Source organism: Patescibacteria group bacterium, from assembly GCA_028692545.1.
In the GTDB taxonomy this organism is placed as follows: Bacteria; Patescibacteriota; Patescibacteriia; order UBA1558; family S5-K13; genus STD2-204.
On sequence record JAQUXC010000003.1, the window covers coordinates 1 to 16,011 of the forward strand.

The 16,011-nt window shown below is 27.5% G+C and carries 16 protein-coding genes; all 16 read left to right on the plus strand.

The features are described from left to right. The coding region (locus tag PHZ07_01660; protein ID MDD3284278.1) for a carboxypeptidase-like regulatory domain-containing protein at nt 1-1,081 on the plus strand (1,081 nt) is incomplete at its 5' end. A 52-nt stretch (nt 1,082-1,133) separates the two neighbouring features. Then, nucleotides 1,134-2,207, plus strand: a complete 1,074-nt coding sequence (locus PHZ07_01665; GenBank protein MDD3284279.1) for a hypothetical protein — start codon at nt 1,134-1,136, stop codon at nt 2,205-2,207. A gap of 2 nt (nt 2,208-2,209) precedes the next feature. Next, complete coding sequence (locus PHZ07_01670) at nt 2,210-3,694, plus strand: hypothetical protein (protein MDD3284280.1); 1,485 nt, start codon at nt 2,210-2,212, stop codon at nt 3,692-3,694. Further along, nucleotides 3,684-4,106 (plus strand): rRNA maturation RNase YbeY, encoded by a 423-nt coding sequence (gene ybeY / locus PHZ07_01675; protein ID MDD3284281.1) that lies wholly within the window; start codon nt 3,684-3,686, stop codon nt 4,104-4,106. The genes PHZ07_01670 and ybeY overlap by 11 nt, the downstream gene beginning before the upstream one ends. After that, a complete protein-coding gene (locus PHZ07_01680) occupies nt 4,103-4,474 on the plus strand; it encodes a diacylglycerol kinase family protein (GenBank protein ID MDD3284282.1) in 372 nt (123 codons plus the stop codon). The genes ybeY and PHZ07_01680 overlap by 4 nt, the downstream gene beginning before the upstream one ends. Before the next feature lie 82 nt (nt 4,475-4,556). Next, the gene (gene ftsA, locus PHZ07_01685) at nt 4,557-5,801 is read left to right on the plus strand and encodes a cell division protein FtsA (GenBank protein ID MDD3284283.1); all 1,245 of its coding nucleotides are present in this window, start codon (nt 4,557-4,559) and stop codon (nt 5,799-5,801) included. A gap of 26 nt (nt 5,802-5,827) precedes the next feature. Next, nucleotides 5,828-7,105, plus strand: a complete 1,278-nt coding sequence (gene ftsZ, locus PHZ07_01690) for a cell division protein FtsZ (protein MDD3284284.1) — start codon at nt 5,828-5,830, stop codon at nt 7,103-7,105. Nucleotides 7,106-7,152: 47 nt separating this feature from the next. Next, nucleotides 7,153-7,614, plus strand: a complete 462-nt coding sequence (nrdR, locus tag PHZ07_01695; protein MDD3284285.1) for a transcriptional regulator NrdR — start codon at nt 7,153-7,155, stop codon at nt 7,612-7,614. Between the two features lie 364 nt (nt 7,615-7,978). Further along, entirely contained in the window at nt 7,979-10,573 is a 2,595-nt protein-coding gene (locus tag PHZ07_01700) for an adenosylcobalamin-dependent ribonucleoside-diphosphate reductase (protein MDD3284286.1), read from the plus strand. A gap of 20 nt (nt 10,574-10,593) precedes the next feature. Then, on the plus strand, nt 10,594-11,115 hold the full coding sequence (locus tag PHZ07_01705; protein MDD3284287.1) for a cob(I)yrinic acid a,c-diamide adenosyltransferase: 522 nt from the start codon (nt 10,594-10,596) through the stop codon (nt 11,113-11,115). Between the two features lie 30 nt (nt 11,116-11,145). After that, nucleotides 11,146-11,601 carry a DUF4430 domain-containing protein gene (locus PHZ07_01710; GenBank protein ID MDD3284288.1) on the plus strand — a complete coding sequence of 152 codons (456 nt, stop codon included), beginning with the start codon at nt 11,146-11,148 and terminating at the stop codon, nt 11,599-11,601. Nucleotides 11,602-11,613: 12 nt separating this feature from the next. Then, entirely contained in the window at nt 11,614-12,171 is a 558-nt protein-coding gene (locus tag PHZ07_01715; GenBank protein MDD3284289.1) for a hypothetical protein, read from the plus strand. A 2-nt stretch (nt 12,172-12,173) separates the two neighbouring features. Then, nucleotides 12,174-12,455, plus strand: coding sequence for a hypothetical protein (locus PHZ07_01720; protein MDD3284290.1), 282 nt, complete (start codon nt 12,174-12,176; stop codon nt 12,453-12,455). Nucleotides 12,456-12,555: 100 nt separating this feature from the next. Further along, nucleotides 12,556-12,828, plus strand: a complete 273-nt coding sequence (locus PHZ07_01725) for a hypothetical protein (protein MDD3284291.1) — start codon at nt 12,556-12,558, stop codon at nt 12,826-12,828. An 84-nt stretch (nt 12,829-12,912) separates the two neighbouring features. After that, complete coding sequence (locus PHZ07_01730) at nt 12,913-13,299, plus strand: hypothetical protein (GenBank protein MDD3284292.1); 387 nt, start codon at nt 12,913-12,915, stop codon at nt 13,297-13,299. After that, nucleotides 13,300-15,987, plus strand: a complete 2,688-nt coding sequence (locus PHZ07_01735; protein ID MDD3284293.1) for an ATP-dependent Clp protease ATP-binding subunit — start codon at nt 13,300-13,302, stop codon at nt 15,985-15,987. The last annotated feature ends 24 nt before the right edge of the window (nt 15,988-16,011 follow it).

Here is a 16,011-nt window from a genome sequence, read left to right on the forward strand (position 1 = left end):
TTCAGACGTGTGCTCTTCCGATCTTAATGCGTCTGGTAATTGTGTGTCATCTTGTAGTGGTACAACTCCATATTGTTCTGCAGGTTCATGTGTATCTTGTCTAAGTTCAAGTGATTGTAATGCTAGTCTTTGCCAAACATGTAATGCGTCTGGTAATTGTGTGTCATCTTGTGGTATCAATGGAAATCCCCCATACTGTTCAAGTGGTACATGTTTTCAATGTATTTTTGATTATCAGTGTACAGGTGGTATGGTCTGTACAAACAATCAGTGTGTAACTCCACCATGTACTCTTGGAGGCACATCCAATTTATCAGGTATAATATATGATGATATAACTTCTACCACTTTGCCTGGAGCTACAGTCACTTTATATAATTCAAGTAATATACAAGTTGCATCTACTGTCTCAGCAACCAATGGATCATATACATTTTCCGGTATATCTGGTTTGGCGTCTTGTTCTTATAAGGTTACAGCTATAAAAACAGATTATAATGAATCTCAAACAGCATTTTTTGGATTTGCAGGTGGCAATGTAAGCGGAAAAAATTTATATTTAGTTCCAGAATTACCTGTTGGAAGATTTTTAATAGTATTTAGGTCTGGTTCTTTTAGTCCTAGATGGCCTGATTCATATTTATCTATACCAGGCACTTTTCAAGCTTATACTCCTACAATAATAAGTCGTCAGCTCCTTGGAAATCCAGATTTAAGTTCAGCACCACACGCATATCTTAAATGTGTTAATGATATTGGCCAATTATCATGTGGTGGTAACTTTGTAAGTCCAGTAGTGCTTTCATTTCAGATGACTAATGCCTCAGGAAATCCTTATTACTCAAATCCTAATGCAGGAGGAGGAATTTATAAATATTATGTGAGAGATAGTAATATTAATTTGGGTCCTAACTTTTTTCATTCAATAAATGCAAATGTTTCTATATACACACATGATGGTTTATATCAAAATATTCCTGCTCCAATGGGAAGTTTTAGATATTGGTATGTATTTAATATTAATCCTATTACAGGTGTAATCACTGTTCCAAATTCTATAACATCAAATACTGCTCCATAATTTAAATTTTGACATAATTATGTTATAATAAAATCACTTAATAAGTGATTTTATGTTTGAAGACAAGATTTTAAATAACGTGAACAACAAATTAGTTCAGGAACCAAATATTGCAGAGGATATGTTTGAAGATAATGATTTAATAAATCAGTCAAACGTCGTCAAATCTGGAGGTGTAGCGCCGGCAAAACCAATAAAAGATTATAATGAACTAATACAAGAAGTAGAAAAAGGATCTAGTAAAATAAATATTAAATATTTTTTTATTGGATTTTTTGTTTTAATTATTATAATTACATCTTTAGCTTATATTTTTTATGATAAAATTTTTAAAAAAAGTAGTGATAGCGGTGAAATTATTTTGAATACCTCTACATCTACATTAAACTTGGAAAACAAAAATGAAAATAATCAAAATACAAATTTAGATGAAATAGATGGTGTAAAAGTAAACTCTAGTGCAATATCTAATGATATAGATGGTGATGGTTTGAGTAATGAAGAAGAAAGAATTTTAGGAACAGATCCAAATAATCCAGACACAGATGGTGATGGCTTGTCTGATAGGCAAGAGGTAAAGATTTATAAAACAGATCCATTAAACTCAGATACGGATGGTGATGGATACCTAGATGGAGATGAAATAAAAAATGCTTATAATCCCAGAGGAGAAGGTAAGTTGTTTGATTTTAATTTTGATATTATAAAAAATAAGGAAACACCAAATAGTAATGATCAGGTGTTGTACAAATACTCTGGGTCTGATTTTTCATTTGACTATTTGAATGATTGGAAAGTAGAAAAAAGTGATAATAAAATTTATATAAAGAAGAATAATTCAGAAGATTATATACAAATAGATACAAGGGATAATAAATTAGAACTTGATTTAGTAGACTGGATAGTTACACAAGAAGATTATCCGGATTTTACTCAAGAGCAAGTAGATTTGGAAAATAGAAGTGTTTTATTTGTCAAAAGTGCCGATCCTGAATGGAAAGCTTTTTCTTCTGTTTTTTTGTCGGATAGTAATAAGGTTTATATTTTTAATTATTTTTCAAAAGAAGGTGATAATGTAAATATATTACGTGATATTGTGATATCATTTTCTATTACAAAAAAGTAAAAATGTTTCAACCAAAGTCAACGAACAATATAGAAACAAACAATAACGCCGATTTATCTATGGGTAATAAAATTTTTGTTGATAATAATTCTGCAAGTAATAATAATACAGACGATGGTTATATAAGTTCTGAATCGGATATAAATATTTCTAACAATAATCAATCAGAGCAATCTGCTGATGATTCCTCTTTAGAATTAGGTGATGAAAATATTTATTATATGCCTGATAAATTTTTGCAACCAGCTGGAACAACCAAATCTGGAAAGAATTGGTTTTTGATAATAGGTATAGTGCTTATAATTATTGTCGTTTTGGCAGTCGCTGTATTTGCATTTTATGTTTTAAATAAAAATAAAAATAATAACCCAGATGATATTTTAGATTTACCGCAAAATGTTGATTCACAGAATACAAATCAAAATCAAACATCAACTACAACAGAAAATAAGTTAGATACTCCAAAATTAAGAGATCAAAAAAGAATAAAAGATATAACAGATATTATTAGTGGATTATCACTTTATTATAATGATAACAAAAAATACCCACCAGTCTTAGATAGACTAGATCAATATTTGAAATCTATTCCTACAAATCCAGAACCAGGCGGAGAACCTTATTATTATCAACCACAAGATAAGAGTCAAGATTATATTATTACATTTTCTTTAGAATCAGGTGCTGAACTTGGTAATTTGATATTAAGAGAAAATAAATATAAAGCAACTGCAAAATTTGGTATAGAAATATACAAAGATACTTCTTTTGATGAAGAAGATGATAATACTACCACTACTACCCCAATAATAAATCCACCGACTGATCAGCCAGGTCTATTGCCTATACCTCCAAAGGGTAATGACACTGATGGTGATGGACTTACAGATATAGAAGAATTAATGTATGGTACAAAAATTAATATAGCAGACTCTGATTCTGATAATTATTCTGATGGTTTTGAAATTTACTCATTATACGATCCATTAAATGCCAACTTTAGATTGGTTGATAATATAGAATTAGTAAGTTTTTATAATAATGAAAATTATGGATATTCAGTTTTATATCCAAAAAAATGGAAAGTAGATATAAAAAATACAAACTCTAGTAATGTTACTTTTTCAAATGATTCAAATAGTGATTTTTTCCAAATTCAGGTAAATGAAAATCCACAAGAACTTACTCCAAAAAATTGGTATCTTTCTAATCCAAATAATACTGGTTCATCAAATTTAAAAAACTTTGGCAACAAAAATGTTTACGGTGTACAGACACAGGATAATATAAATGTATATATTGGAAATAAGAATAAAATTTATGTTATTTCTTATATAATAAAAAATATTAAAAGTTTGGAATATTTTAGAACCTTTGAAATGTTTTTACAGAGTTTTAAATTTATAGATATTAATGAGTCTGTTATTCAAAATATACAACCTATTCCAAAATTAATACCTTTAGGAGGAACTGGAGATGAAGGATAATATAAATATAATTATAAAAGGTTTTAGGTTTAATCGTTGGATGGAAAGTATAGTTGGTCAAATTGAAAAAAATCAAAAGATAAAAGAAGATGAATGGTCTATAGTTATAACAAATGATAAGGAAATAAGGAAATTAAATAAAAAATATAGAAAAAAAAATAAAACTACGGATGTACTTAGCTTTGCAGAATGTGATATAAATCAAAATTTTGTATCAGAAAAAAAATATTTAGGAGAAGTTATTATTAATTATGAACAGGCAAAAAGACAGGCAAAAAATTTGAAAAAAGAAATGTTATATTTATTGGTTCATGGTTATTTGCATTTAAAATCTTATACACATGAAAATGATAAAGATGAAATGATTATGAATAAAGAAGCGGATAAAATAATACAAAAAATAAAATTATGAAATTTTTTACATTAAGAAAATTTTTTAATAGTTTAAAATGTGCAGTAAGAGGGCTTAAATCTGTTTATAAAACAGAACAGAACTTTCGTTTTCAAATACTTATAGCAGTTATTGTTATATTTTTTACAATATACTTTGGAGTTACTAGAAGAGAAGCAGTTCTTGTAATACTTATGATTACTTTTGTAATTGTTATGGAAATTATTAATTCCGTATTTGAAAAAATAGCAGATATGTTGCAACCCAGAGTTCATATTTATGCAAAGCTTATAAAAGATATTATGTCTGGTGCTGTTTTATTGTCATCCATTGTTTCTATAATTATAGGGCTTATTATCTTTTGGCCTTATTTTCAAAGATTTTTTTGATTTCACAATTATAGATTTTTAAGTTATAATAAAGGATAATGATTTCAAAATTGCAGTTTTTATTTATTTAATTTAAATATATATGCGTACCCAAATAATTACAGGACTTGATATAGGTTCCAATAAAATAAGAGTGGCTGTAGCTCAATATACACCAGAGGATAATAGTATACAAATAATAGGTGCAGCAGAAAATCCATCAAATGGAATAATAAATGGCAACATAGTTAGTGTAGAAGATGTTGTAAGTTCTATATCTGGAACTCTAGAAAAAGTAGAAAGAGTTATAGGTATGCCTATAGAAAGGGCTATTATTGGAATATCTAGTCCAAATATAAAATTTATAAATAGTCAGGGTGTTATTGCTGTTGCAAAAGCAGATGGCGAAATAAAAGAAGAAGATGTTGCAAGAGTTATAGAAGCGGCTCAGGCAGTCGCTACGCCTCCAAATTATGAAATATTACACGTTATACCCAAGACATATAAAGTAGATAATCAAGAAGATATAAAAGATCCAATAGGTATGACAGGAGTTAGACTAGAGGTAAGTGCTCAGATTATAATGGCAAAATCAGAACAAATTAAAACTATCACAAAATGTATTTATAGAACTGGTGTGGATGTAAAAGATATGGTCTTTTCTGTTTTAGCAGATGCAGAAGCTGTTTTGAACAGAGAACAAAGGGAACTCGGTGTTGTTTTGGTGAATATAGGATCATCAACAACTGGTGTGGCTATATTTGAAGAAGGAGATCCAATACATACTGCAATACTTCCAATAGGTTCTTCTCATATTACAAATGATTTAGCTATAGGACTTAGAACATCTATTGGTGTTGCAGAAAAAATAAAAATACAAGAAGCATCTTGTGTTATTGATAATATCAGAAAAAGAGAAGAGATAAATTTATCTGTATTTGAAGAGGATGAAAATACTACAAAAAGAAATATGGTTTCTAAATTGGAAATAGCAAAAATAACAAATGCAAGAGTAGAAGAAATTTTTGATTTAGTTGCTAAAGAATTAAAAAAAGTTGATAGATTTGGAATGTTACCAGCTGGTGTAGTTCTTACAGGTGGAGGTGCAAAATTAGATGGAATGGTAGAACAAGCAAAGGAACAATTAAAACTTCCTGTATTTTTGGCAAAAATGAATAAAGTAAATACAATAGTTGATAAAATAAATGATTTGACCTATAGTAATGTTTTGGGACTTATTTTATGGGGTTATAAAAATAAGAGTGTTTCAGGCTGGAATATGGGTGGACTATTAAAATCAAATATCCCATCAAAATTAAAGGGTTTTTTTAAATCTTTAATACCTTAATTTAAATAATTTTATATTTTAAATAAATGGCAAAAAATAGTAATTCTCAAAAAAAGACAAGAGAAATAAAACCTGAAATAGAAACTTTTGCAAAGATAAAAGTTATTGGCGTTGGTGGTTCTGGTGGTTCTGCTATCAACAGAATGGTTGATAATAAAATAAAGGGAGTAGAATTTATTGCAGTAAATACGGATGCTCAAGCTTTATCGTCTTCTCTTGCTGATCAAAAAATACAGATAGGAATAAATACTACCAAAGGTCTTGGGGCTGGTATGGATCCAGAAGCTGGAGCAAGATCAGCTGAAGAAAATTTAGAGGATATAGAAAAAGTTTTAAGTGGATCTGATATGGTTTTTATTACATGTGGTTTGGGTGGGGGAACTGGTACTGGTGCTGCTCCTATAGTTGCAGATATTGCAAGAGCAAATAATGCTCTTACAGTAGCTATAGTCACAAAGCCTTTTAATTTTGAAGGTGCTCAAAGGAAATCAATAGCAGAAAGAGGTTTAAATGAATTGGAGAACAAAGTAGATACAATAATTACAATTCCAAATGATAGAATTTTGGGAATTATAGATAGAAAAACATCTCTCATTGATTCCTTTAAAACAGTAGATGAAATTTTGTACCAAGGTATTCAAGGAATATCAGAAATAATTACTGTTCCAGGTCTTGTAAATGTAGATTTTGCTGATGTGAAAGCTATTATGTCAGATGCAGGTTCAGCACTTATGGGTATAGGACGTGCTAGTGGAGATGATAGGTCAAAACGTGCCGCAAAAGAGGCTATTGATAGTCCGCTATTAGATGTTTCTATTTCTGGTGCAAAAGGAATATTATTTACCGTAACTGGTGGAAATGACCTTACAATGTTTGAAGTAAATGAAATAGCAGAAATAATTACTGCTTCAGCAGATGGCAATGCAAAAATAATATTTGGTACAGTTATAGATGAAAGTTTAAAAGATGAAATAAAGGTAATGGTCATAGCTACAGGTTTTGAAAATTTTAATATACATAATGATACAAAACAAAAATCTACTAATATTCAGGCATCTTATACTCCTAATAAATATATAAATGATGTAAAAAATAAACCTAGTAAAAATGATGATTACACAGAAGATGATAATTCTTATGATGTAGATGATGATAGTTTTGATGTAGACAATGATTTCGATGATAATAATTTTCAAAAGAATAAAATTTTAGATAGACAAAATGATATGAGTCTAGATGATGATATGCCAAAACAGGAAAGTGAGTTGGATATTCCTGCTTTTTTAAGAAGAAAAATGAAATAATAACTTATTTTTTAAAAGTTTTTATACTCCATACTTAAATTTATATTATGAGATGTCCTATTTGTAATAATGAAGCAACAAAAGTTCTAGATTCTAGAGTGGCTACAGATGGAGTCACGGTAAGAAGAAGACGAGAATGTTTAAAATGTAATTTTCGTTTTTCTACTATTGAAGAAATAGAAATTTTGGATATAAAAGTTGTGAAGAGAGATGGAAAAAAAGAATTATATAATAAAGATAAATTAAGAAATGGTATAAAAAAATCTTTAGAAAAAAGAAATAAAGATGATCAAGAAATTTCTCAATTGATTCGTGCTATAGAAGTAGACGTTCAAAAGAAAAAAAGCAATGAAATAAGTTCTGAATTAATAGGTGATATAGTAATGAAACATTTAAAAAAATTTGATAAAGTTGCTTATATACGTTATGCATCTGTTTATAGATCTTTTGAAGATTTAGAAACTTTTGAAGAAGAGTTAAAAAACCTTATACATAAAAAAAGATCATAATTTTATAAAAAATTATTATAATGAGTTATCCACAGCTCATTTTTTATTTTTATTAATTTTACTTTTTTTGCTTTGTATGTTCTTTTAAATTATACATTTTTTGGCTTATTTATAGAGTTTTTTTAAAATTTGACATAGTTTTGTTTTTACTAAATATAGTGTTATAATTTATTTGCAAATACAACATATTGTATTTATATTAATAAAGATATTTAGTTTTTTGAATTAATATTAACTGACTTTATGTTGCAAGTTTTTTTTAAATTGTTAAGATAATTTCAAATTTATATAAAAGTTAATTATTAATTTCTCGATTTTATTCGAGTCATCACCAGTTTAATTAATTTAAGCTGACAAGAAATATATGACCCCTAATGTTCCAAAATTCAAACAAGTTAGAAAAAGAGATGGAAATATAGAGAATTTTGATTATGATAAATTGAAAAATTCTATTTCAAAAAGCATAGCAGATGTGAGTAATGGAGAAATTGGTATAAGCGAAAAAGTATCAAATGAAGTTGTAGAAATTTTAAATAATAAGGCAGATGATAATGATTATACACCATCTGTTTTTGATATTAGAGAAGCAATACAAATTATTCTTATGCGTCATAATGAATTCAAAGCAGCTCAGGCTTATATTACACATAAACAAGATCCAAAATTTGCTTTGAAAATTCAAAAAGGAATACAAAATGTTATAAAAAGAGATGGGTCTATATCAGATTTTGATCTTTCTAAAATTAAGAAAGCAATTTCGAGAGCAGGGGAATCAAATCAGGCATTTGGTGAAAATATAGCTGAAGATATAGCAAATAAAGTATATGAAAGATTAAATAAAATTTATGATCAAATTATTCCAAATATAGAACAAATTCAAGATGTCGTAGAAATGGAGATAATGAAAGAGGGTTATTCAGATGTTGCAAAAGCATATATATTATATCGTATAGAACACAAAAAAATTAGAGAAAAACAACTTGAAATATTGGGTGGTATGACTACGAATTTGAAGTTTACAGATAATGCATTAAAAGTTTTGGCAAAGAGATACTTGGTTAGAAATGAAGATGGCGAAATAATAGAAACACCTGAGGAAATGTTTAGAAGAGTGGCAAGGACACTTGCAAGAGTAGAGCAAAAATATGGTAAGGATGATAGTTTTATACAAAATTTAGAAGATAAATTCTATGAAATAATGACTAATTTTGAGTTTAGTCCTGCTGGAAGAACAATTGCTAATGCAGGTGCTCCTACAAGACTTGTTTCAAATTGTATTGTTTTAAATATTCAAGATGATATGGGTCATATTTTTGAAACACTCAAAGATGCATCACTACTTCAACAAGCTGGATCTGGACTTGGTTTTCCATTTCATCTTTTAAGACCCGCTGGGAGTATAGCAAAAAAAACAAGAGGAGTGGCTTCGGGGCCGGTTTCATTTTTGAAAGTTTACAATAAAGCATTCGGTGTTATAAAACAACAAAATAGACATGGGGCGAATATGGGTGTAATGAGAGTAGATCATCCGGATATATTAGAGTTTATTCACTGTAAGGAAAAAGAAGGATCAATACGAAATTTTAATATCTCAGTTGGTCTCACAGATGATTTTATGGAAAAAGTAAAAGAAAATGATAATATTCCATGGATGTGTAGATTTAGTGGTAAAGAAATGAAGCCAAGACGTATTATAAGAGATGAATTTGATGTAATTCAAGAAATTAGAGAAGAAACAATGACAGCAAGAGAATTGTTTCAAGAAATTATAAATGCAGCATGGCAAAATGGTGAACCAGGTTGTGTATTTTTAGATACTGTAAATAAGACTAATCCACTTCCTGGACTTGGAAATATTGAAGCATGTAATCCATGTGGAGAGCAATTTTTACATGATGGAGATGTGTGTAATTTAGGGTCTATACATCTTGGAAAGTTTGTAAAAGATGAGGAAGTAGATTTTTCTAGATTAAGAGATGTTATAAGACTTTCAATTAGAATGCTTGATAATGTTATAGATCTTACAGATTTCCCAGTTGAAAGAGTTAGTGTAACCTTTAAAGGAAATAGAAGAATAGGTCTTGGAATAATGGGATTTGGGGATATGCTTTATCAATTAAAAATAGGATACAATAGTTTAGAAGGAAGAGCTATAGCTGAGAGTGTTATGTCTTTTATAAATGAAGAATCTCATCAAATGTCATCAGAATTAGCTGAGGAAAAAGGTGTTTTTCCAAATTATGAAAAGAGTATTTATTATGTGGATGGTAAAAAAATGAGAAATGCAGCACTTACTACAATAGCTCCAACAGGTACTACAAGTATGCTTTTCAATTGTAGTAGTGGCGTAGAGCCATATTTTGCGCTTGCATATCATTACAAAGGAATACTTGGATCAAATGATATAGAACTTTATTATACAAATCCTTATCTTGAAGAAGAATTAAAAAGAAGGGGATTATATACAAAAGAAATATTAAAACAAATAGAAGAAGATGGTTCAATACAAAATATAAATACAATTCCAGAGGATATGAAAAAAGTATTTGTTACTTCTATGGATATTTCTGCAGAGGATCATATATTAATGCAAGCAGCTTTTCAAAAATATGTAGATAATAGCATATCAAAAACAGTAAATTTTCCAAACTCTGCTACCAAGGATGATGTGATGAAGGGATATATCCTTGCATGGGAAAAGGGTTGTAAAGGATGTACTGTATACAGAGATGGTTCAAGGGATATTCAAGTATTGAATTTAAATAAAGGCAAAAATGATGAAGCTAACGATAATTTGATAAAAGAATATATTGATTCTCAGTCTAAGTCTAGTGCATCTTCAAAAACCAAAAAAGAAGTTATAAAAGATGGAATATGTCCTGAATGTGGTTCAAAAATAGAAATAAATGAGGGTTGTTATGTTTGTAAGAATTGTGGTTTCTCTGCTTGCTCACTTTAAATAATTTTTTGATATTATGTATGGATAATTTAGGGAAAATTCATATTTATACAGGAAATGGCAAAGGTAAAACCACAAGTGCTCTTGGGTTAGCATTACGAGCTAATTCTTCAGGATTTAGGGTAATTATTATATATTTTGATAAATCAAGAGATAATTGTACTGAATATATAGGACTTGATAAATTAGGTATAGATTATAAATTCTTTGGTATTAATAGAATTTTTGATAATAAATTTAGATTTGGGTATAATGATAGTGATATAGGTGAGATTTCAAAAGCATGGAGTTTTGTAAAAAGTATAATTTTATCATCTGAATATGATTTAATAGTTCTAGATGAAATAATAAATTGTTTAGATTATATAGATATGAAAGAATTGGAATCAGTTTTGAAGTCAAACAATAAATCAGAACTTGTACTTACAGGTAGGAATGCACCAGATAATATTATAGAATTAGCAGATTTGGTGACGGAAAATTTAGAAATAAAACACTATTTTCAAAAAAAATACCCTGCAAGAAAAGGAATAGAGTATTAATTTATATTTAAATTTTTATTTAATAAAATTATGAAAAAATATCTAAGAATAGTTTTGATAATCATATCTGCTTTTGCAATATTTTTACTTGGAGCATATATGAGCCAGGAATATTTTTTGACATCAATACAAAAATCAGAAATTATTCCATCTTTTGATGAGAAAAGTAATAGTATAAGTTTGATGATAGATTTTGGTGATGGAAATATAGAAACAATACACGATATAAATGTTAAGAGATCCGATAATTTATTATTAATACTTAAAGAATTAGAAAATACTAAAGATCAAATCAGAGATATAAAAATACAAGATTATGGAGAAATGGGGGTACTTATTACATCAATAAATGATTTTACAAATGGACAAAATAATAATTATTGGCAATATTATGTAAATAACAAACAGCCAATGTTAAGTATAGATAAATACATACTTTCTAATAAGGATGTCGTAGAATTAAAATTTACAAAATCTAAGTTTTAAAATATAAAAAATATGAAAACCAGAGACAAAATAATCTTTGCCAGTTTGTTGATTTTATTAGCTATTTTTTCAAGACTCATACCCCATTTACCAAATTTTACTCCAATAGCTGCAATATCTATATTTATTTCAGCATATATTTCCAAAAAGTATTTTTGGTTGCCTATTTTAGCATTATTTTTGTCAGATATATTTATCGGAACTTACGATATAAAACTTATGTCAGTTGTATATATTTCATTTATTATTATTGGTTTTTTTGGTTATTTTTTGAGAGAAAAAAGGAATATTTTTAGAATTTTAGGGGTAAGTTTTTTTGGTTCTTTATTTTTTTTCTTAACTACAAATTTTGCGGTATGGATTACAAGTTCATGGTATGAAAGGAGTTTGTTTGGACTTTTGAATTGCTATGCATTCGCAATTCCATTTTTTCGAAATATGGTAATAGGTGATATATATTATCTTGGAATTATAATAACTTTGTTTGAATTTATATCTAATAATGGCTATGAAAAAATAAAAATTGTATTTTTAAATTTTAAAAATAAAACAATAAGAGATATAATATAGACATGGATATAGAAAATGAAAAAATACAACAATTAGAAAGACTTCTCAAAGAAAATATTGAATTAAACAATAAGATTTTGGAAAGTTGCCTCAAAACAGAGAAGTATATGTTTAGTATAAAAGCATTTGGAATTATCAAATTTGTTGTTATAATCATTCCTATTGTTATTGGATTATTGTTTTTGGTTCCATATGTAGGTGATTTTGTACAAATGTATAAAGATTTTTTTAGTGGTACTGGAGCAGTTGATTCCATAAAAAATATGAAAGATTTGGGCTTATAATTTTTTGTATTGAAATATTCTGATTTTTACTCTTATATTTTTTAGAAGTATGTGTGAGTAATTCAGGATTTTTTATTTTTATATGTTTTAAAATAAGTTTATGAATAAAAAATTTAAAACAATTATAATATTAATATTATTTTTTATATTTATTGTTATTTTGATTTTTATCATAGACAAACCAAAACAAGTACAAACAAAACCAGGTATCATAAAATTAGAGACTTCATCAAAAATTATTAATCAAATACAAGGATCTAATAATTTGTTTCAAAACATAGAAGTAGGTGGTGGTTTTCAAGCTACAAACTCAAATTTACAAGCGATTTCTTCAGAAACAATTTTTAATAGACAAGACTTGAATATAAAGTGAGGTAATTGGATTTGAATAAAAATTTTTTTAACTCCCAGAAAACTTTTTTTTGTGGTAAAATTATATTAGATTATTAATTTTACTTTGATGAGAAGTAGTAGCTTTTTATTAGATATATTAAAACTTATCTTTGTAGATATCATATGGAAAATAATTTATTTTCCTATTTGGTGGTATAGTAAAGGTTTTTTTGATTTACTTATAAATTTTATAGAAAAAGTCAAGAGGCAATCATATGCATTAGGAATTTTTATTGGTTTTAAATTTTTGTTTCGCCCAATGTATGCTCAAAATGATTTTTCTGGAAGAATTATAAGTTTTTTTATGAGATTGATTGTTTTAATTTTTAAGATTTTTATTTTTATTTTATTTTTAGTTGTTTTATTTTTTGGAGTTGCTATATATCTAGCATTGCCTGTGTTTGTGATATGGCAAATATATTTAAATTTTGTATATTTAAAAACAATATAAATGGATCTTTTAGACAAAAATAAAATACATATATGTGATAAATGTAATCTAGATGGTAGTTGTCATTTTTGTCGTGGTATGAAAAAATATATTATTTCTGGTAGTAGTGTTATCTTTTGGAATAAATTATATAATCAAAATAATATATATATTAATAAGATAAAAAGAATTATAAAAATATCTATAAATGTATTTTTTATAATGTTTGCTATCTTTGGATTGATTTCATTTTTTTATCACATTTATATTTTGAATTTTAGTGGTTCGGATTTTTTTTATATAGAAAATTGGTTTAGTTTATATATGTTAGCTTTTTGGATAAGTGTATTTATAGATATGTTTTTATTTTATGAATTAAGAATAAACAGCAATAATATTGAAAAAGTTATAAATATAAAAGAAATTTCTATATCTGAAAATATTGATGTTCGAAAATTAAATAAAAAAGATATATATAATACACTTTCAAAAGATGTTAAAATCTTTCTTACAAAATCATATGATATATCTAGAAAATATAAATCTAATTCAATAAACGCCTTGCATATATTTTATACAATACTTATAAATAAGGACATAAATATTATATTTGGAAGACTTGGTATAAATAAAGAGCTAATGAGACAAAAGGTTGAAAGACTTATAAAAATGAATAAATCACAGTTTGGAGATATTAATGATTTAGATCTTTTAATGTTTAATAGTTATATCATAGCAAGTCGTGCCAAGAGTAAGTATATAAAAGTTTCTCATATTTTGTCAGCGCTCATACTTATAAATCAAAATATTTTAGATATATTTTTGGATGAAGGAATAGACTCAAATCAAGTCACAAATGTTATTACATGGATAAGGTTGAGAGATGAACTTGTAAATGTTTATAATAGATATAGATCAAAATCCATATTCAAACCAAGAAATTCAATGAATAGAGCTATGACAGCTGTTGCTACTCCGTATTTAGATAGATTTAGTCAGGATTTGACTCAGCTTGCTCGTAAAGGTTATTTAGAGATTAGTGTTGCTAGAGAGTCAATTGTAGATGAAATTTATAGATCAATGGAGGTAGATAAAAAGAGTATAGTTTTATCAGGTTTACCAGGTGTTGGAAAGGATAATATTATTGAAGGAATAGCAAATAGAATGTGCGCCGAAGAAGTTCCTGAATTTTTTCAAGATAAGCGTTTAGTGAGTTTGTCTTTGTCTAGTATAATATCAGCATCTTCAAATGGATCTATAGAGCAAAATTTTATAAGAGCTATGACTGAGGTTATAAGAGCTGGTAATATAATACTTTTTATAAATGATATACATAATTTAGTAGGAATAAGTTCAAGTGGTAGAGAAAATATAGATCTGTCAGAAATATTATCTGATATGATGAATAAATATGACATGATGATAATAGGAACTACAAATCCGCATGATTTTACAAAATATTTAGAAAAAAATATTTTAGCAACTCAAATGTTAAAAGTAGAGATAAGAGAGCCTGATTTCAATGAAATAGTTCAAATATTAGAATCAAAAACATTTTCTATAGAATATAAATATAGTGTTTATTTTTCCTATCAAGCAATAGAAAAAATAGTAAAACTTACAGAAAGTTATATACATGACAGTTTTCAGCCATCAAAATCTATAAAAATTTTGGAAGAAGTCGCAATATATGTAAAAAATACAAAGGGTAAAAATAGATTAGTAACAGCTGAAGATGTAGCAAAATTAATATCTGAAAAAATTCATATGCCTCTTACAAGTATTACTCAGACAGAAAGTCAAAAATTAATGCATTTGGAGGATTTAATGCATGAAAGAATTATTGGGCAAGATGAGGCGGTAAATATGGTTTCCTCGGCCCTTAGAAGAGCTAGGGCAGAGTTAAGGGATGAAGATAAGCCAATAACAAATTTATTATTTCTAGGACCTACTGGAGTTGGAAAAACAGAGCTTGCAAAAACTGTTGCTAAGATATTTTTTGGCACAGAAGATAGTATGATAAGACTTGATATGAGTGAATATCAAAATAAGGATAGTGTTTCCAGACTTATTGGTGTAGAAGGTTCTGAAGAAGGAGGAGTCCTTACAGAATCTGTTAGAAAAAAACCATTTTCTTTGGTTTTGCTAGATGAAATAGAAAAAGCACATCCAGATATACTCAATATATTTTTACAAGTTTTAGACGATGGACGACTTACTGATACACTTGGAAATACAATAGATTTTTCAAATTGTATAATAATAGCTACATCAAATGCAGGATCTTTTTATATACAAGATGAACTATCAAAAGGCGTGGAACTTGAAGTAATAAAACAATCCTTACTTGAAAAAGAACTTAGACCATATTTTAGGCCAGAATTTTTAAATCGTTTTAATGGAATAATATTATTTAAACCTTTGAATATAAAAGAGATAGAGCAAATTACAGTTTTGCTTTTACAAAAGGTAGCAAAAAAATTAGAAGTAAAAAATATAAACTTTGAAGCAACACAAGAGGCAGTAAAAGAACTTGCTCAAAAAGGATTTAGTCCTCAATTTGGAGCAAGACCACTTAAGAGAACGGTAGAGCAGAATGTAGATGATGCTTTGGCAAAGTTTTTACTCGCTGGTAAAATAGGTAGAAGAGACAAGGTAATACTTGAAAAGAATGGAAATATCAGGATAGAAAAGGCGGAAAAATTTTAATATTTCATAGTTTTTTGGCTTGTT

Coding starts and splice junctions, on each gene's coding strand:
- PHZ07_01665 (MDD3284279.1), top strand. CDS start 1,134: ATGTTTGAAGACAAGATTTTAAATAACGTGAACAACAAATTAGTTCAG.
- PHZ07_01670 (MDD3284280.1), top strand. CDS start 2,210: ATGTTTCAACCAAAGTCAACGAACAATATAGAAACAAACAATAACGCC.
- ybeY (MDD3284281.1), top strand. CDS start 3,684: ATGAAGGATAATATAAATATAATTATAAAAGGTTTTAGGTTTAATCGT.
- PHZ07_01680 (MDD3284282.1), top strand. CDS start 4,103: ATGAAATTTTTTACATTAAGAAAATTTTTTAATAGTTTAAAATGTGCA.
- ftsA (MDD3284283.1), top strand. CDS start 4,557: ATGCGTACCCAAATAATTACAGGACTTGATATAGGTTCCAATAAAATA.
- ftsZ (MDD3284284.1), top strand. CDS start 5,828: ATGGCAAAAAATAGTAATTCTCAAAAAAAGACAAGAGAAATAAAACCT.
- nrdR (MDD3284285.1), top strand. CDS start 7,153: ATGAGATGTCCTATTTGTAATAATGAAGCAACAAAAGTTCTAGATTCT.
- PHZ07_01700 (MDD3284286.1), top strand. CDS start 7,979: ATGACCCCTAATGTTCCAAAATTCAAACAAGTTAGAAAAAGAGATGGA.
- PHZ07_01705 (MDD3284287.1), top strand. CDS start 10,594: ATGGATAATTTAGGGAAAATTCATATTTATACAGGAAATGGCAAAGGT.
- PHZ07_01710 (MDD3284288.1), top strand. CDS start 11,146: ATGAAAAAATATCTAAGAATAGTTTTGATAATCATATCTGCTTTTGCA.
- PHZ07_01715 (MDD3284289.1), top strand. CDS start 11,614: ATGAAAACCAGAGACAAAATAATCTTTGCCAGTTTGTTGATTTTATTA.
- PHZ07_01720 (MDD3284290.1), top strand. CDS start 12,174: ATGGATATAGAAAATGAAAAAATACAACAATTAGAAAGACTTCTCAAA.
- PHZ07_01725 (MDD3284291.1), top strand. CDS start 12,556: ATGAATAAAAAATTTAAAACAATTATAATATTAATATTATTTTTTATA.
- PHZ07_01735 (MDD3284293.1), top strand. CDS start 13,300: ATGGATCTTTTAGACAAAAATAAAATACATATATGTGATAAATGTAAT.